Raw genomic sequence first — 18,055 nt, 5'->3', positions numbered from 1 at the left:
GGAGGATTAAAATGGATAATTATTCAAAAATAACATTAGCGATGGTAAGAAATTTTTGAAGCGTGGATAAACCCTGAAATGATGAAGAAATGGTTTTTTACATTGGAAGGGACGGATAAAGTAACGGGAAATACTCCTGAAGTAGGAGGGAGTTGGGAAATTATTGATCATCGTGGCGAAAAAGATTATCGAGCAATTGGGGAATATATCGAAATGAATCGTCCTAAAAAAATTAGTATTTACATTAAAAACGCCGCAGTTTAGTGAATTATTAGATAAAATCACAGTTGAAATAAAAGAGAAACAACAAGGATTTAAAATGATATTTTCACAAAATATAATCGTTGCTCATGAAGAAGATTGGACAAAATATGATGTTGAAAAAGCTTTAAAGGGGTGTCATGCTGGCTCTGAGCATGATTGGAATGTAATATTCATGGGACTGAAAGAATTGGTTAAAAGAAGAGGGGATAGCTACAAAGGGTGATAAACGGTAGTCGAAAAAATGTAGTTTGAGCAAATTGCCCAAACTACATTTTTTATTTTATGAAATTGGGTAGTTTACATGAATGTACCAAAATTGGAGATAGATTAGTTTGCAAATGAGGAAATAAAGGATTATAGTTTGTGGAGTCATAATTAGTGGATGGGCCCCTGGGAGAAAACAGGAAATGTTACAAATGTGTTTTGTTAAATAGAAACCAAGGTCAAAATGTTTAAAAAGAAATAGTTGAATAAATAAAAGCTACAAATTATAATTACTAATATTCTTCATATAGTTAAACAAATAAAATCTATTTGAAGAAGAAAAATTGAATAGAGAGACAGACTTATATAAAATAAGCCTTGGATGATCAAAAGAGGTGGAGAGATGCAACAATTTTTATTAAAGAGTAAACGAGTATTAAGTAATCATTTTGGATTTTTCGTATTTGCCGTTATTTTAATTTGGTTAAAAACATATGCCGCATATGTGACAGAATTTAATTTAGGGATATCGAACACAATCCAAAAGTTCTTACTGTTTTTCAACCCGTTAAGCTCAGCAGTTCTATTTTTAGGGCTCGCATTATTCGCAAAAGGGAAACGAGCTTACATTTGGTTAATTATTATTAATTTGCTAATGTCTATACTTTTATACGCAAACGTAGTATATTATCGCTTTTTCAGCGACTTTATTACGTTCCCGACATTAACACAAACGAATAACTTTGGAGATTTAGGTGGTAGTATTTTTGCATTGCTACACTTATATGATCCACTATATTTCTTAGATACAATCATTTTAATTGTTTTAGTAGCAACGAAATTTGTAAATCCTAAACCAATTCGTGTTGCGAAGCATAAATTATCTCTAGTATTTGTAGCAGGTATTTTATTCTTTAGCGTTAACTTAGGTCTGGCAGAATCTGACCGTCCTGAGTTATTAACTAGAACGTTTGACCGCAATTATATCGTGAAATATTTAGGGGCGTACAACTTTACGATTTATGATGGTATTCAAAGTGCGAAAGCATCAACAGAACGAGCATTAGCGGATGGAGATAATATGACAGAAGTTAGAAACTATCTTACATCAACTTATGCAAGTCCAAATCCTGAGTATTTCGGTAAAGGAAAAGGAATGAACGTAATTTATATTCATTTAGAGTCATTCCAAAACTTTTTACTAAACTATAAACTAAATGGTCAAGAGGTTACACCATTCTTAAACTCATTTACAAAAGATGCGAATACGTTATACTTTGATAACTTCTTCCATCAAACAGGGCAAGGTAAAACATCTGATGCGGAGTTCATGTTAGAGAACTCAATGTTTGGATTACCGCAAGGATCTGTTTTTACAAATAAAGCTCATAACACGTATCAATCAGCACCAGCTATTTTAGGTCAACAAGGATACACATCAGCAGTGTTCCACGGTAACTACAAAACGTTCTGGAACCGTGATGAAATTTATAAATCGTTTGGTTTTAATAAATTCTTTGATGCGTCATACTATGATATGAACGAAAAAGATGTAGTAAACTATGGCTTAAAAGATAAACCGTTCTTTAATGAATCAATTCCGTTATTACAAACGTTGAAGCAACCGTTCTATTCGAAGTTCATTACGTTATCGAACCATTTCCCTTATCCGATTGATAAAGCGGAAGCAACGATTGAACCAGCTAAAACAGGTGATTCATCAGTAGATACGTACTTCCAAACAGCACGCTATTTAGATGAATCTGTAAAAGGATTCATTGATTACTTGAAACAATCTGGTTTATACGATAACTCAATTATCGTTATGTACGGTGACCATTACGGTATTTCAGATAATCATAGTGCAGCAATGTCTCAAATAATGGGTAAAGAAATGAACTCATTTGAAAATGCTCAATTACAACGTGTACCATTAATCATTCGCGTACCTGGAATGGAAGGCGGCGTACAACATCAATACGGCGGAGAAATTGACGTTCTACCAACCTTATTACACTTACTAGGTACAGATACGAAAAATTATGTCCAATTCGGATCAGATTTATTATCACCAGAGCATAAACAAGTCGTTCCGTTCCGTAACGGTAACTACGTAAGTCCAACAGTTACTGCACTTAACGGCAAATACTATGATACAACGACTGGGAAACCTGTAGAATTTACAGATGAAATAAAACAAAATGAACAAATGGTTCAAAAATCACTAAAATACTCCGACCAAGTTGTTAACGGTGACTTATTACGATTCTACACACCAGAAGGATTTACACCGGTAGAACCTTCTAAATATAACTATAACAATCGTGATAAAGATAAAACGAAGGTGAAGACGACAGAAGACGGGGAAACGAAATAAATAATAAAAAATCCTACTCGTATAGAAAACGAGTAGGATTTTTTGTTTTAAGATTTACTTTCGGATTTTTGGAGTGCTACTTTTTTAGGCATAAAACATGCAATAATCAAAGCTACAAAGGATAAGACTAACATAAATACGTAGGCATCACTTGAGCTGAAGATAGAAGCTAATTTCGTTACTTGCATAGCTGATATGCTTCCATTCTCACTAGATAACTGTGAAGTATGTGAAGTGGATTGAATTGTATACACAGTGATAATGACTGCTGTTCCTATAGCACCTGCTAATTGACGTACGGTATTATTCACTGCGGAACCATGTGAACCCAGTTCTCTTGGTAAAGCGTTTAAACCTGCTGTATTTAAAGGCATCGAAATGAAACTTAGTCCAATGCGTAGAATAATGGTACGAACCATTAAATACATATAAGTGGTGGATTCGGTTAAATCAATTACACCCCACATCGATATAATGATACATATTAAACCTGTAATAAAGAGTGGTTTTGCCCCGTATTTATCAAACATTTTACCTGTGATAGGTGATAATAAGGCATTAATTACAGCGCCGGGTAATAGAAGTAAACCTGATTCAAAAGCAGTGAAACCTCGTCCATTTTGCAAGTAAATCGGTAAAAGAATTAAATCAGCATACATAATCATCGTAATGAGTACGTTAATGACTGATGTAAGAGTGAAAATTTTATACTTAAATACGGATAAATTTAATAGTGGATCGCTAGACTTTATTTGACGTAAACAGAATAGAGTTGTAACAATTATTCCGATGATAATTGTAGTAATAACAACTGGATGATCCCATCCTTTACTTCCTGCACTACTAAATCCGAATATGATACAACCAAAGCCAATCGTTGATAAAATGACACTTACGATGTCTAATTTTGCTTTTGTTGTTTCAGCAACATTCATTAAATATTTAAGTGCGAGAATAATAACAATGCATACAAAGGGAGCTAATCCAATAAATAGCCATCTCCATGATACATATTCAATAATAAAGCCAGATAATGTTGGGGCGATGGCTGGCGCAAAAATTATGGCGAAACCGATGGTTCCCATAATACTGCCACGCTTTTCACTAGGGTATAAATATAAAATAACTGTCATCATTAGTGGCATAATAATTCCTGCCCCAACTGCTTGAATCATTCTTCCTGTTAACAAAGTGCCAAAATTCATGGCGCATGCACACAAAACAGTCCCAATAAACAAAGAGAGCATCGAGCTAATAAATAGCTGCCTTGTAGTAAATCGTTTCATTAAAAATGCAGTAATTGGCACGAGAACGCCATTTATGAGCATAAAGCCTGTTGATAGCCATTGTACGGTTGCAGCTGTAACATCAAATACTTCCATTAAATTACTCATCGCTACATTTAATAGCGTCTGATTTAATGTTGATAAAAAACAACCGGAAATGAGCACAATTAATATAATTTTTTTATTTCTTTCTGATATTTCCTTTTGCATTGGTAAACTCCTTCATTGTTGTCTTGATTTATCGACATTGTGTCGATAAAATTAATGGTAACAAAATAAATTTTCTTTGACCATGAACAGTTTTGTTGAAAATGTTCACTACTCGACATAGAAGGTATGCACTGTCGAGTAAGTAAAGAGAAAATCTATAAAGGAGTTTCAAAATGTCTACACCTAAAAAAGAAGATCCTCGTACAGTTCGTTCAAGAGCAATGTTTAAAAATGCTGTTTTTTCTCTCCTATGTGAGAATCCTAGTATTTCAAGTTTAACGGTTCAAAAAGTCGCAACAAAAGCAGGATTAAACCGAACAACCTTTTACTTACATTATCAAGATATTCAAGATTTACTAGACCAAATCACGAATGAGATTTCAAATGAACTTTCAAATAAAATAGCTGATTTAATACATGCAAAAGATTTATCAGAAAAACAAAAGCTAACACAATTACTTGATTATTTATATATCCATCGAAATTATTTATTTATATTATTTAAAATGAATCAATTTGAGGAGCAATTATTTTTATTTTTAAAAGAGTTAATAGAAACGAGAAGAGAGAATACGAAAAAGGATTTACCAGACGATTATGTTGCAGTTGATATTAAAACAGCTTCATTAGTAGGTATTATCATGTGGTGGATAAGGAATGGACTTCACTTTAGTTCAGATTATATTGCAAATCAAATTTATTTTATGTATAAAGGGTAATAAATGCAAACAATTTATCCGTATTAAAAAAAGATTAAAATAACCTAGTATAATTTAAAGTATCGGGATTAATAAAAATTTATAAAACAAAAGATCCAGAGATAGAAGGGGGATATGCATGAATTTTCAAAATGAAAAAATATCATTACATTTAGAGGTTGTAAATTACCAATATGCAGATGCAAAAGACGAGTGTGATAGAAATTGGTTAAGAGTAAAAGCGAAACTATCAGAAGAAAATAAAGTTTTTGAAACGATGGATCCTTTTTTACAAACATACGATTTACAGTACATGATAAAATGGTTTGAATCTTTACCAAACCCTAAATATAACGAACTAGATTTCATAGAACCAAATTTAGCGTTGGAATTTATGGGGGGAAAAGCAGGGGAGTTTAACATTGTTATTCGCTTATCGCTGGAACTTAACCCCACATGGTGTAAGGAAGAAGAATACGAATTTTTTATCGGTATAACTCAAGAGGATAGGGAGAATATTATTCGTTCTATTGAAGAGCAACAAAGGAAATTCCCAAAACGATAAAAAAAGACTTGATAACCTACAAGAGGGAATCAAGTCTTTTTATTACATACGATTATCATGCCAGAAGTTTAATGGGAAGTGTTCGTTCTCATTATAGGCTTCTAATTCATATCCTCTTTCTTTCAGCCCTTTAATAATACCAGGTACTGCTTTAACTGATTGTGGATGAATATCATGCATTAGAATAACTTCTGTTGGGTTTGTAGCACCATGTAGAACGTTTTCTACGATTTTAGCAGATGCAGCGTCTACTTGCATTTTGTTGTATTTCCAGTCTAATGAATCAATTGTCCAATCCCAAACTTTTAAACCATTTTCAACAACTTTGTTGCGAAGAGCTTCATTTAACCCTGGCATTGAGCCGTAAGATGGACGAGTTAATACTGGAGATTTTCCTAGAACGCCAGCGATTAAGCCTTGGTCTTCTTTCATTTCATCAACGTAATGACCTTCTGTGTAAAGTTTCTTGTAGTTATGAGTCATACTGTGCATCCCAACATAGTGGCCTTCAGCATCTTCACGTTTTACAAGATCAGGGAAAGCTTTTACGTTTGAACCAATTAGGAAGAATGTTGCTTTTGCATTTTCACTCTTTAACATATCTAAAAGCTCAGCTGTGTATTTTCCAGGACCATCGTCAAATGTTAAGTAAGCGACTTTTCTAACTTGCCCGTTATAGTGCTTTGGAGCTTCTTTCGGAGCAAGGGACGTTTGAATTTCACTTACAAGTTGAACAGATTTCGCTTCATCCTCTGTACTTGCTAGAGCGATATGTGTTGATCCGTAAGCAGCTTCGTATGTAAATAATACCCCAGCGCAAATCAACAGAGCCCTTTTCACTAAAGTTGTCATCCGAATTCCATTGTGCATAATTTTCCTACTCTCTATAAAAGTTCTACTCTACTATATTAGCAATTTTAGAGGGGGAAATGCAAAAAAACTTTTTTACAAGCGCAAAAAAGTTTGTTAAAAAGCATGTAAGATTTCACTGTTTTGCAGGTTTGAAAAAATGAAACAAGAATTAAATGAATGGAACTGCATGTAATAATGGTTCATTCACGTTTTTTGTTTTAGAAAGGGAGGAAAAGTATGAAAAAATTAGCTTGTTTACATGCTCATCATTCAAATATTGAATACATTGACCGAGCATTGCAATCTTTTGGAATCGAAATACTCCATTTTGTAGATCCCATCTTATCACGCATATTAAAAAAAGATTGCGATTTTGAAAAAGAACAAGCACGGAGTAATTTAAAAGATATTATAAAGTATATAGCCAAAAGTGATGTAGATACACTTTTATTAACTTGTACAGATTATATTACGCTATTAGATGAGAATTTCAAAATAGACATACCTATATTGAAAATTGATGAGCCATTTTTTGAAATGATTTGTCATATTGAAGAGCCACAAACAATACTTTTTACAAATAATCGTACGGTTTCAGGAACGATGGAACGTTTAAAACAATACGCTCGGCAGAATAATAAATCCATACATGTAAAAGTAGAAGTGATAGAAGGGATATTTGAGTTAATTATGCAAGGTCGTAAAGAAGAGCATGATGTTAAATTAGAAAAGTATTTATATGAAATTATGAAAGATAGAAACGAAATGCTTTCAGTTGCACAATTATCTATGGTAGACGCTACTACAAGGGTAGAAAATATAATAGGAAGGAACATAATAAATCCGTTGAATGCGCTTGTGGAGTATTGTATACAGAGTGTGAATGAACAACCGTGTGAAAAATAAGGAAGAGGATGTTTTTTATTTTAAAGAACATCAATAAAATTTCACATACCGTATTTTAAAAATAAATATAGGAAAACCAAAAAATAATGTAGAATATATCGTACATACATATGTGAAGGCAACAAAATATATAAAAGAGGTGGATCTATGTTACTTGAAGAAGTAATGCAGCAACTAGAAGAGTATGGGACAGAACAAACTCGTAAGACGTATAAAAACCACGGAGCGAAAGAGCCGTTATTTGGAGTTAGTTTTGCAAGTTTAAAATTGTTAAAAAAGAAGATAAAAAAAGATCATGATTTAGCAATCTCATTATGGGAAACGAAAAATATGGATGCAATGACTTTAGCAACGATGATTTTAGATCCGAAGAAACTAATGTCAGAACAACTAAATAGATGGGTTCAGGATGTTGATTACTATTGTTTAATGGATGTTCTTATGACAGCTATATGTACGTCACCAATCGCGATAGAAAGAATGGAAGAATGGACGAAGTCTGATGATGAATGGATTGGAAGAGCAGGTTGGTCATTATTAGCAAATATAGCGATTAAAAATAAAACGTTACATGATGAATTCTTCACTCCGTATCTAGAAGAAATTAAAGCAAATATACATAATGAAAAAAATAGAAAAAAAGAAGCGATGAATAGTGCTTTAATCGCGATAGGGATTCGAAATGAAGCTTTAGAGCAACAAGCAATTGAAATTGCACGTGAAATTGGAAAAGTAGAAGTTGATCATGGTGCAACGTCATGCAAAACACCAGACGCAGAACCGTATATAAAAAAAGCGAGAGAAAGAGCTGAAAAAAAGAAAGTGAAATAAGAAAAGGGGAACGGTTATGAAACCAATGGAAGCGGCACAAAGCATAATTACATCACAATTTTCGAATTGTGATGTTGCTTTACTAGGGGGAAGTGTTGCTAGAGGAGAGGCTACAAAAACATCTGACCTTGATATTGTAATATTCGACCAAAGTTTGTCATCTTGTTATAGAGAATCTTTCTATAGTAATGGCTGGCCTGTTGAAGTATTCGTACATAATTTTGAAACGTATAAAACCTTTTTTAAAAGTGATTGTGAGCGTGGGAGACCTTCATTACCTCAATTAGTTTCAGAAGGGATTGTGCTAAAAGGAAAAGATGAAATTGTAGAGATACTTAAAAGAGAAGCGAATGATTTATTAAATAAAGGACCAAAAAAATGGACAGAAGAAACGATGAAGCAGAAGTGTTATTTTATTACGGATACTTTGGATGACTTCATTGGTGCAACAAAGAGAGAAGAAGAATTGTTCATTGCCAATTTATTAGCTGATTTAGTACATGAATATGTTTTAAGAGTAAATGGTCAATGGCTTGGAAATTCAAAATGGTTTATTAGGGTGTTAAGAAGGTATGACGAGCAATATGCAGAACATTTTGTAGCGGCTTTTGATCATTTTTATAAAACAGAGGAGAAAAATGAATTAATTACTTTTGTAGAAAACACGCTAGATCAATACGGAGGAAGAATGTTCGAAGGATTTTCTATAGGGAAATGAAAAGGGGATAGCAAAATGAATGTACCATTCGTTCAATTAAGAGAATTGACACAAGACGATGTAGAAGATCGATATCAATGGTCATTAGATACAGAAGTAACAAAACATTTAGTTGTACCAGATCAATATCCACCGTTCACTCGTGGCGATACGAGAAGATGGATTGAAGCATGCATAAGTCGAAAGAATGGTTATGAACAACGAGCTATCGTTACAAAGGAAGGTATACACATTGGATGGGTAGACCTAAAAAACTTTGATAATACAAATAAAAATGCTGAACTAGGGATTGCAATTGGAAATAAAGAATATTGGGGTAAAGGATATGGAATGGCGGCCCTATACAGTATGTTACAAATCGGTTTTTCTGAATTCAAATTAGAAAAAATTTGGCTACGAGTAGACGAAGATAATTTACAAGCTAGAAAGAGTTATGAAAAAGCAGGATTTGTTTGTGAAGGAATAATGAGAAATGATCGGTTACGTAAAGGGAAGTTCATTCATCGCTATCGTTATAGTATGTTAAAAGAAGAATATCAATCTTTATTTAATAGTCTATAAAAATGTTATGTAAACTAAAAAGGGGATGGGGAAAATGATTCGATTACTTACGAAAGAAGATGCGGAAAAATATTGGGACTTACGTTTACAAGCTTTACAAGTAAATCCAGAGGCATTTGTAACAACTTATGAAGAGGCGATTCGCCAGGAAAATCCTATTAAGCGAGTGGAAAGTAATTTAACAGCTACTACTAGTCGTACATTTGGTGCATTTAATGAAGGAAATCATTTAGTTGGAGTTGTCACTTTACTAACAGAAGAGAGAGAGGCGTATAAACATAAAGGTCATATCGTTGCGATGTATGTAGATGCACAAAACAGGCGGAACGGATTGGCACGTGAGTTAATAACAAATGCCATTCAAAGAGCGCGAGATATAAAACTAGAGCAATTGACATTAGGTGTTGTATCTACAAACGAACCAGCAAAAAAATTGTATGAATCAATGGGCTTTAAAACGTATGGAATTGAAAAAAGAGCTATAAAGGTGAATGGTGTGTATAGTGATGATGAAAATATGGTGTTGTTTCTTTAAAGGAAGGATATTATCATGAAAGATCTCCATTTAGAAAAAGATATGAACCCCAACGTGGCAATTTTGTATGCAACGGTTACTGATACATTTAAACGATTGCAAAGGTTAGTCGAAGGTATTGAAAAGAACGAACTATCCTATAAAGAGTCTGAAAATAATGAAAATAACATTGGACAGCTACTTCAGCATTTAGCAGTAGTCGATTTACACTGGGTGTACCGTTTAAAAGGAGAGGGAGTTCCGCCTGCACTTGAAAATAAATATGGACCAATGTTGAATGAAATGGGAAAATTGCCTAGTTTAAGAAAGTAAAAATTACAAGAATTAATGCAAGATTATGAAGCTGTGCAACATATGTTTTATGAGGAATGTATGAAACTAACAGAAAATGATTTAACACGAGAAGTTTTTTATGAAAAGGGAGAAAATGCGACTATAAGGTGGGGAATATGGCATATAGCCGATCATAATCGGTACCATCAAGCTCATATTAGTCGATTACGAAAGTTATATAGAAGTAGACCGCATGTATGATTAAATTTTTGAATATTAATTATATTCATTTTGTTATATAGTAGAAAAAGAAACTATATAAGGGGTTTTATAATGAAAGCTATTGCAGTAGGGATATTGGCATCGTTTTTCTTTGCCTTTACCTTTGTGTTAAACCGGTCGATGGATTTAGGGGGCGGGAGTTGGATTTGGAGTGCATCACTACGGTATTACTTTATGGTTCCAATGCTACTACTTATTGTCATGTATAGAGGGAATTTAAAACAACTCTTGCAATATATGAAAAACAATCCGAAAGAGTGGTTGTTATGGAGTATTGTAGGGTTTGGTCTCTTTTATGCACCGCTTAGTTTCGCGGGTGCGTTTGGACCGGGGTGGCTTGTCGCTTCGACTTGGCAAATTACAATAGTTGCAGGGATTTTGTTAACACCATTTTTTGCGGTAGACCCATTACATAAAAAACTTCCAATGAAAGAATTAGTAATGTCAGGCATTATTTTATTCGGTGTTGTTCTTATGCAAGTAGAACACGCTTCTTCTTTAGGGATTCGTGAAACCATTTTATGTGTGGTTCCTGTACTCATTGCTGCGTTTGCATATCCACTTGGAAATAGAAAAATGATGCAAGTATGTAAGGGCGAATTAGATGTCTTCCAACGAGTTCTCGGTATGACATTAGCAAGTTTACCATTTTGGTTTTTACTATCTGGTTATGAAGTATCAACAGGCGGACTACCGTCAAGTAGTCAAGTTTTCCAATGTTTTATTGTAGCAGTTAGTTCAGGGTTAATCGCAACGGTATTATTCTTCTTTGCGACAGATCTTGTAAAAGATGATCCGCAAAAATTAGCAACAGTCGAGGCGACACAGTCTGGTGAAGTTTTATTTGCATTAGTAGGAGAGCTGCTCTGGTTATCGGCTCCAATTCCGTCTTCTTTATCGTGGGTTGGAATGAGTCTTGTAATTGTCGGAATGATACTTCATAGTTATGTAGCTGTAGTTGTGAAAAAAGAAGAGAAAATAACGGCATAAAAAGATTAGCTCTTTTTCAATAAAGAGCTAATCTTTTTTCATGAGAAAGGATGGAGATAGGATGTTACAACGTGTTGAGCATTTAGAAATAGATCCCATTAAAAAAGTATTAAAGCATGCGACCGGTCCGAGTGAAGCAAGCTTATTTAAAGCAGTTTCAATGTATAAAAATGATCAGGCAGTGCTATATAAATATGGGAATAAGGGTTGCATAGGTATAGCGCTAATTCATACAAATAGAGCGAGAATGTGTCACATAGCTGTTGATGAAAAATATCGCAATCAAGGAATTGCACTTCAAATGATTAAAGAAATAATTAGGGAATATGAGTTAACATATATTGAGGCTGAGACAGATACAGAGGCAGTCGGATTTTACAAGAAATGTAACTTTAAGATTGAAAGCTTGGGAGAGAAATATCTGGGGGTAGAGAGGTTTTATTGTTATTTAGAGAATGAATAAAATAAATAGCTCATCATTTGTGATGGGCTATTTCATATTAGTATAAATTAAGATTGCTAGATTGAAAGTTTTTGATTGTGTTTACCTTTCTATATTTATTTTAAATTAATATACAATAATTTAACTGTTTCCGATATGATAAAAACGACAGAGGTATAGTAATTGGAATGATTAAGTTAAAAATTAAGAAAAATATGATAATATATGTATGTATTAGTTTAAAGCAAAATGGGGGAACAATCGTGAAAATGAATGACATAGTGGCGAATACACAATTTCCAAATACAATCGAAACAATTACAAATGATTTAAAAGCATTAGGGATAGAAAAGGGAATAACAGTTATTGTACATTCTTCATTAAGTTCAATCGGTTGGATATCAGGCGGTGCAGTTGCCGTAGTAGAAGCGTTAATGAAAGTTGTTACAGAAGAAGGAACGATAATTATGCCGACGCAATCTTCGGATTTATCCGATCCAAAACATTGGTCAAGACCACCTGTACCAGAAGAATGGTGGCAAATTATTCGGGATAACGTCCCAGCATTTGATCCACGTATAACACCAACAAGGGCAATGGGAGAAGTAGTTGAATGTTTTCGTACATATCCGAATGTATTGCGCAGTAATCATCCACTCAGTAGTTTTGCAGCATGGGGGCAACACGCAGAAGAAATTACAGCGAATCATTCACTTTCCATAAGTTTTGGTGAAGAATCGCCATTACGAAAAATATACGATTTAGATGGATACATATTATTACTTGGTGTTGGTTATGACTCTAATACGTCTATACATTTATCTGAGGTACGTACAGGTGCACGCGAGTTAATAAAGGTAGGAGCACCTATTATAGAAGAAGGTGTAAGAGTATGGAAAGAATTCGTTGAAATGGATTACGATTCTGATACGTTTGTAGAAATCGGAGTTGAATATGAGCTTAAAGGAACAGTTACGCGTGGGAAGATAGGGAATGCGTCGTGCCGTTTTATGAGGCAGCGTGATGCAGTTGACTTTGGAACAGAGTGGTTTCGTGCGAAAAATCAGTAAGGGATGGTTATTATGCAGGAGAAAAAAGTATTAATTACGAGCGGCGGCTGCCTAGAAAAATGGGATCAAGTACGTGGACATACAAATTTAGCAAAAGGTACGATTGGAAGAATTATTGCGGAAGAGCTAATGACAAAGGGCGCACATGTAATATATTTGCATGGCTATTTCGCTGAGAAGCCAATGGATGTAAATAACCAATTAGAATTGCACCCATTTGAGGGGATTATTGATTTACAAGATAAGATGAAAAGTATTATTACACATGAAAAAGTAGATGCAGTTATTATGGCTGCTGCTGGCTCAGATTGGGTTGTCGAAAAGATTTGTGATCAAGATGGAAATGTTCTTAATATGAACGGAAAGATTTCAAGTGACATCGCTCCAATTATTCATTTTCAAAAAGCGCCAAAAGTATTAAAACAAATAAAGAGTTGGGATCCAGAAACGATACTCGTTGGCTTTAAACTTGAAAGTGACGTAAATGAAGCAGAACTTATTGAAAGAGCAAGTAAAAGAATGGAAGATGCAAAAGCAAGTGTAATGGTAGCAAACTCACCGCATTCTTTATATTCTCGCGGTGCTGTGCATCACGTTATTGGACAAGACGGTAATGTGAAGTTATGTAATGGGAAAGATGAAACTGTAAAAGAAATTGTCAATATGTTAGAGCATTTATGTAATCGTATCACTGCGATGTAAATTTAAGCTTTTAGAAAGAGATGCAGTCGCATAGTATGTAATGGAGTTAATATTAAATTAGTGGGGGAACTTAGCCCTCACTAATTATTAAATTGAGTCAATGGAATAAATAGGCCATTAGCTGCTCGTAAATGTGTAATACATGATATATGCATAATGAACATTTTGTGAGGAGTGGATTGTATGGAACATTTATTAAAGCAAGCTATTAAACTTAGAAATGAAAAGAAATATGCGCAGTCTAGAGAGATACTTATAGGATTAACAAACTTTACGAGGGATGCAGAAGTACTATATCAATGTGCTTGGATACATGATGTAATGGGTCTTGAAACGGAGGCGGTTCCGTATTATGAACAGGCAATTGCGAACGGACTTGATGGTGAATCCCTTTGCGGTGCGTATATCGGTCTTGGCAGTACGTATCGTTGTATAGGGGAATATGATAAAGCGATTACTTTATTAGAAGCAGGGATAAAGAAGTTCCCGGAAAATGACGTGATGAAAGTGTTTTTATCATTAGCAAAATATAACGTAAACGAACATGAAGAAGCGATGAAATTACTGTTAGAGACAGTTGTGAAAGTAGATGAGATAAAAGAATTTGAACGTGCTATTTCATTTTATAAAGACCATTTAAATGAGGTTTTTGAATAGAGGAGAGAAGGAATGAATCCATCAATTTCAAGAAGGAAAAAAGGCATTTGGATTGGACTCGTATCTTTAATTATGTTATCAAACTATTTATTGTATGCCCTGCCAATAGTGCCAGCTGCCCCGAAAGAAGTAGTCCTCGGTTCATTATTAGATTTTATGTTTGTAATTCCAGTCATCACATATTTCTTTATTATACGGAAAAGATATTCGTTAACGTATATGTTTCCTGTAGTTATAGCTGGATATGTATTCGCAAGATTTATAATTCCTAGTGATTATTTACAAGCTTTTTCATTTGTTTCGTATGTAATAGTTGCTGGAGAAATTGTGTTCGTATGTTTTGAACTGTTTCTTATATATAAAATTATAAGAGTACTTCCTAAAATAATAAAACGATATAAAGAATATAGAAGTGAGTATTCTTCATTTTCTTATGCGATTGATGCAGCGTTTGATGCTACTATGAAAAGAAGTAAGGCTGTAAGTATCATTCTTACTGAGTGTAAATTAATCTATTATGCATTTTTATCGTGGCGTGAAAAAGTACCAGATGATGAATGCACATATTCCTATCACAAAAAGACCGGCGCTATAGGTGTTTATATTATGATTATTCACGCAACAGTAATTGAAAGTATCGGTTTTCACTATTTACTGCATCAATGGAATCCAGTAATAGCTTGGATTTTACTCATACTAAACGTATATGCGATGATTTATTTTTTAGCTGAAATACAAGCGATGCGTAAAAATCCAATTGTCGTAACAGAAGAACAAGTTATCATTCAAATTGGATTAGGAAAGAAAGTTGTATTGCCATTTACACAAATTGATAATAGTGCATTCTACAAGGGGGAATCCCTAACAGCAAAAGAAGAAAAAGAGGTGCTGGATGCAACTGTTATGGAGTTCATAAAAGAACCTGCTACTTTTGAAATAACGCTAAAAGAGCCAGTGAAAGTGCAGTTGTTGTATGGATTTACTAAAACAGTAAGTCGTGTTCACTTAAATGTTGATGAGAAACGAAAATTTTATGATGCGGTTACTGAAAGGTTAAAACATATGAATGGTGGATAGTGAAAAACTCCTTCTAAATAAGAAGGAGTTTTATTGTGTAATTGTAGACCGTACACTTCTTTATCGCTATATAAACGGATATAATTAAGACTAGAAATAGCATAAGGGGAAACAAAAAATGAATAAATTACGAACACCTAAAAGTGAAATTATAGAAAGAAAAATCCGATATGACTCGACAATAGTAGATCACAATTGCTTAATACTTGAAAAGAAATCGCAAAGTATCGTGTTATTTTATGAGGTTCAGTATTCATTTACGATGAATACAAATGATTCGAGTTTAACAATCCCAAAAGGAAGTTACACCATTGCATACTACTGGGAAAATCGTCCGTACAATTTATACATATGGAGAGATAAGAACGGAATGTATTTAGGCGCTTATTTTAATGTTGTAAAAAATACGCAAATAACAGACGAACTAGTGTCATTTGAAGACTTAATTATTGATATTATGGTAATGCCAAGTGGAGAATGTTTTATTTTAGATGAGGATGAGTTACCTGAGCCCTTAGAGAGTTTTGAAGGTGGCTATGTGGATGAAGCTCTTTATGTATTAAAGGAAATAATTCAAAAGTCGCTTCCTCAAATGATTGTAGAGACAGAAATGGTGCGGCTAAAATAAAGTTTAATCGATTTGAAAAGAGAATACGTGTTTAATGAAAATGAGTAGTCTCAAGTTATATGATCTAACTTTTTTGATAAATCTAAGGTTAGAAGCATATTTCTTGGGATTACTCTTTTTTTGTAGGAATTTTGTTGCTTAGTTTCTAAATTGATTTTTAAATTTATCAAATAAGATTGACTGAATCAAGTTCAGTCGTTTATGATTGAATCAGATTCAGTCGTGGTAAAAAACATAGTAGGAGATGACGTATGAAAAGAATATCAAAAGAACCCGATATAAGACGCCAAGAGTTAATGGATATTGGTTTTGAACTATATATGAAAAATGGTATGGGAGGATTTAGCATAAAAGATGTTGTTAGTCGGGCTGGTGTAGCAACAGGGTTGTTTTACTATTACTTTAAATCTAAAGAAGATTTTGTTGATGAGACTTTAAATAGCTTCATTGTGAAAAATATGGAGTTAATTGAAGAAATACTTATTTCAAATGAACGGTCTGTAATGCAGAAGATGAAAGATTCTCTAGATATATTTTGGACATTTATTGAAAAATTAGCACCCTATAAAAATGTGAGTTCGTTTCAGACGGAACAACATTTTCAACTGGAACAGAAATTATTCACACGAATTCAACCATTAATTCGACAAGTAATTGAAGAAGGAGTGAAAACGGGGATTTTTTATACTGACAACTCCTCATTAGCTTCTGGATTTATTTTATACGGTCTTAGCAGTATTGCTCATTCAGAAGTAAAGTTGAATCTAGATACGAAGCAAGAAATGGTTAATTTAGTATTAACTACACTACGATACGATCAAAAAGAAGGTGAATGTATATGAAGATTATTATCGATGGAAACAATATTTCGCAAGAGCAACTTACAAAATGGAAAAGAGAACGTATTAAAAAAGCATTAAATACATTAGGACATAAAGGGCCTGAAATAAATGATACAGACGTCATGATAAAAAAGCTAACGGAAGTAAAGTTGGAATATTCATATAATGAAATGTATGATAAACTGAAATCAAAACTTAGATTAAGTGGAATAGGTATGCGTATCTGTACTGTTTTATCTGGTGATAGACGAAAATTTTCAAAAACAAGCATCTATTTAGATGGGATTACAGCAGAAGAAGCTATAAATGGAATTGATAGTTTTATGCTTGAACAATCACGTGAAAATAATCAAGTGAATTTATCGGCTTGTCCTGATCACTATGTACTAAGCCCCTTTGGGGAAAATGAATTAGAGGTTATCGAAACTACAGGTAATTCTCCGTTCCCAGTTCAATTTTTCATTGTTTTTGGTGACGAAACGGGATTGAAAACACCTAGAGATAAGTCTTACCAATACCAATCAACAGGTGTTGCACGTATGAAAGATGGTACTATTATTGGTGGAGTTCGGCATCAATTTAAAGATATTGATACTGGGATAGAAGTAAGTCTAGTTGTTGAGTTCCCAGCACTTTGTCCTAATAGTCTTATTAAATCACATCAAATGCATTTAGCATGTGAGTTTTCTTATTGGTTACAGCGGATTAAGGACCATAAAAAATAGTAAGTGAAAAATACCTTTCAAATAAAGAAATATACAATTTTTATGAATATAAATCGAACTGTATTTCAAACAAACAGTAACGATGTTCAAACGAATCATATGTGTCTTTAAATAAAGACTAGTTAACTTATAGGAAATGTTTTTATAATATGTAGTTAATTCTATAACGTATCGCTGATTGGAAAAATCGAATCCATTCATTTATATGAATCAGTTCAAGGAGGGGGAAGAAGTGGCAGAACTGTTATTCCCTTTATTAAAAGACGAGAAGCAACAAGAAAATAAAATCGTTGGTGAAATGATAGCTGATGCATATGCTTTAAAAAAATAGTGAGAAATAAAAAACGCGCAAGTTTTTAA

Annotated in this window: 21 protein-coding genes and 2 pseudogenes; 21 read left to right on the top strand and 2 right to left on the bottom strand. The window is 33.6% G+C overall.

Annotation, left to right across the window (positions count from 1 at the left end):
* Positions 1 to 78 precede the first annotated feature (78 nt).
* The 3 genes from MKY90_RS14765 (at position 79) to MKY90_RS14755 (ending at position 2,845) form a co-directional block, all read left to right on the top strand.
* Complete coding sequence (locus MKY90_RS14765; RefSeq protein WP_002127856.1) at positions 79 to 264, top strand: hypothetical protein; 186 nt, start codon at positions 79 to 81, stop codon at positions 262 to 264.
* 55 nt (positions 265 to 319) lie between these two features.
* Complete coding sequence (locus MKY90_RS14760) at positions 320 to 487, top strand: ATPase (protein ID WP_341091707.1); 168 nt, start codon at positions 320 to 322, stop codon at positions 485 to 487.
* Between the two features lie 384 nt (positions 488 to 871).
* Positions 872 to 2,845 (top strand): LTA synthase family protein, encoded by a 1,974-nt coding sequence (locus MKY90_RS14755; protein WP_002136891.1) that lies wholly within the window; start codon positions 872 to 874, stop codon positions 2,843 to 2,845.
* A 47-nt stretch (positions 2,846 to 2,892) separates the two neighbouring features.
* Here the strand turns inward: MKY90_RS14755 and MKY90_RS14750 are convergent, their stop codons facing one another.
* Positions 2,893 to 4,341, bottom strand: coding sequence for a DHA2 family efflux MFS transporter permease subunit (locus MKY90_RS14750; RefSeq protein ID WP_098168371.1), 1,449 nt, complete (start codon positions 4,339 to 4,341; stop codon positions 2,893 to 2,895).
* Positions 4,342 to 4,514: 173 nt separating this feature from the next.
* On the opposite strand from MKY90_RS14750, the gene MKY90_RS14745 reads away from it, so the two are divergent.
* Positions 4,515 to 5,060 (top strand): TetR/AcrR family transcriptional regulator, encoded by a 546-nt coding sequence (locus tag MKY90_RS14745; RefSeq protein WP_098168370.1) that lies wholly within the window; start codon positions 4,515 to 4,517, stop codon positions 5,058 to 5,060.
* Positions 5,061 to 5,178: 118 nt separating this feature from the next.
* Complete coding sequence (locus MKY90_RS14740) at positions 5,179 to 5,604, top strand: WapI family immunity protein (RefSeq protein ID WP_341091702.1); 426 nt, start codon at positions 5,179 to 5,181, stop codon at positions 5,602 to 5,604.
* A gap of 42 nt (positions 5,605 to 5,646) precedes the next feature.
* On the opposite strand, the gene MKY90_RS14735 is transcribed toward MKY90_RS14740, so the two are convergent.
* On the bottom strand, positions 5,647 to 6,474 hold the full coding sequence (locus tag MKY90_RS14735; RefSeq protein ID WP_002127847.1) for a peptidoglycan-N-acetylglucosamine deacetylase: 828 nt from the start codon (positions 6,472 to 6,474) through the stop codon (positions 5,647 to 5,649).
* Positions 6,475 to 6,693: 219 nt separating this feature from the next.
* On the opposite strand from MKY90_RS14735, the gene MKY90_RS14730 reads away from it, so the two are divergent.
* The 16 genes and pseudogenes from MKY90_RS14730 to MKY90_RS14655 all read left to right on the top strand — a co-directional run.
* On the top strand, positions 6,694 to 7,362 hold the full coding sequence (locus MKY90_RS14730; RefSeq protein WP_098168368.1) for a hypothetical protein: 669 nt from the start codon (positions 6,694 to 6,696) through the stop codon (positions 7,360 to 7,362).
* Positions 7,363 to 7,509: 147 nt separating this feature from the next.
* Positions 7,510 to 8,193 (top strand): DNA alkylation repair protein, encoded by a 684-nt coding sequence (locus MKY90_RS14725; protein WP_341091699.1) that lies wholly within the window; start codon positions 7,510 to 7,512, stop codon positions 8,191 to 8,193.
* A 16-nt stretch (positions 8,194 to 8,209) separates the two neighbouring features.
* Positions 8,210 to 8,911, top strand: a complete 702-nt coding sequence (locus MKY90_RS14720) for a nucleotidyltransferase domain-containing protein (RefSeq protein ID WP_215560552.1) — start codon at positions 8,210 to 8,212, stop codon at positions 8,909 to 8,911.
* 15 nt (positions 8,912 to 8,926) lie between these two features.
* Positions 8,927 to 9,472 carry a GNAT family N-acetyltransferase gene (locus tag MKY90_RS14715; RefSeq protein ID WP_113709996.1) on the top strand — a complete coding sequence of 182 codons (546 nt, stop codon included), beginning with the start codon at positions 8,927 to 8,929 and terminating at the stop codon, positions 9,470 to 9,472.
* A 34-nt stretch (positions 9,473 to 9,506) separates the two neighbouring features.
* Positions 9,507 to 10,007, top strand: coding sequence for a GNAT family N-acetyltransferase (locus MKY90_RS14710; protein WP_151304420.1), 501 nt, complete (start codon positions 9,507 to 9,509; stop codon positions 10,005 to 10,007).
* 15 nt (positions 10,008 to 10,022) lie between these two features.
* Positions 10,023 to 10,541: pseudogene (locus MKY90_RS14705) on the top strand (DinB family protein).
* 72 nt (positions 10,542 to 10,613) lie between these two features.
* The gene (locus MKY90_RS14700) at positions 10,614 to 11,552 is read left to right on the top strand and encodes a DMT family transporter (RefSeq protein WP_002013410.1); all 939 of its coding nucleotides are present in this window, start codon (positions 10,614 to 10,616) and stop codon (positions 11,550 to 11,552) included.
* Between the two features lie 61 nt (positions 11,553 to 11,613).
* On the top strand, positions 11,614 to 12,015 hold the full coding sequence (locus tag MKY90_RS14695) for a GNAT family N-acetyltransferase (RefSeq protein ID WP_002127840.1): 402 nt from the start codon (positions 11,614 to 11,616) through the stop codon (positions 12,013 to 12,015).
* Between the two features lie 248 nt (positions 12,016 to 12,263).
* Complete coding sequence (locus tag MKY90_RS14690; protein WP_341093262.1) at positions 12,264 to 13,064, top strand: aminoglycoside N(3)-acetyltransferase; 801 nt, start codon at positions 12,264 to 12,266, stop codon at positions 13,062 to 13,064.
* Between the two features lie 12 nt (positions 13,065 to 13,076).
* Positions 13,077 to 13,766: a phosphopantothenoylcysteine decarboxylase domain-containing protein gene (locus MKY90_RS14685; RefSeq protein ID WP_341091694.1), complete on the top strand. Its 690-nt coding sequence runs from the start codon at positions 13,077 to 13,079 to the stop codon at positions 13,764 to 13,766.
* Between the two features lie 183 nt (positions 13,767 to 13,949).
* A complete protein-coding gene (locus MKY90_RS14680; protein ID WP_002013416.1) occupies positions 13,950 to 14,423 on the top strand; it encodes a tetratricopeptide repeat protein in 474 nt (157 codons plus the stop codon).
* Between the two features lie 12 nt (positions 14,424 to 14,435).
* Positions 14,436 to 15,500, top strand: a complete 1,065-nt coding sequence (locus MKY90_RS14675; protein ID WP_341091692.1) for a hypothetical protein — start codon at positions 14,436 to 14,438, stop codon at positions 15,498 to 15,500.
* Positions 15,501 to 15,618: 118 nt separating this feature from the next.
* A complete protein-coding gene (locus MKY90_RS14670) occupies positions 15,619 to 16,128 on the top strand; it encodes a DUF402 domain-containing protein (RefSeq protein ID WP_001038143.1) in 510 nt (169 codons plus the stop codon).
* A gap of 251 nt (positions 16,129 to 16,379) precedes the next feature.
* A complete protein-coding gene (locus MKY90_RS14665) occupies positions 16,380 to 16,970 on the top strand; it encodes a TetR/AcrR family transcriptional regulator (RefSeq protein ID WP_002127831.1) in 591 nt (196 codons plus the stop codon).
* On the top strand, positions 16,967 to 17,695 hold the full coding sequence (locus MKY90_RS14660) for a hypothetical protein (RefSeq protein ID WP_033729212.1): 729 nt from the start codon (positions 16,967 to 16,969) through the stop codon (positions 17,693 to 17,695). Before MKY90_RS14665 ends, MKY90_RS14660 begins: the two co-directional genes overlap by 4 nt.
* A 217-nt stretch (positions 17,696 to 17,912) precedes the next feature.
* A pseudogene (locus MKY90_RS14655) lies at positions 17,913 to 18,026 on the top strand (alkanesulfonate monooxygenase); the annotation flags it as partial.
* Between the last annotated feature and the right edge of the window lie 29 nt (positions 18,027 to 18,055).

Source organism: Bacillus sp. FSL P2-0099 (genome assembly GCF_038007445.1).
Classification (GTDB): Bacteria; Bacillota; Bacilli; order Bacillales; family Bacillaceae_G; genus Bacillus_A; species Bacillus_A mycoides.
The sequence above is the reverse complement of the archived record's forward strand: the minus strand, read 5'-3'. Positions and strand labels throughout refer to the sequence as shown.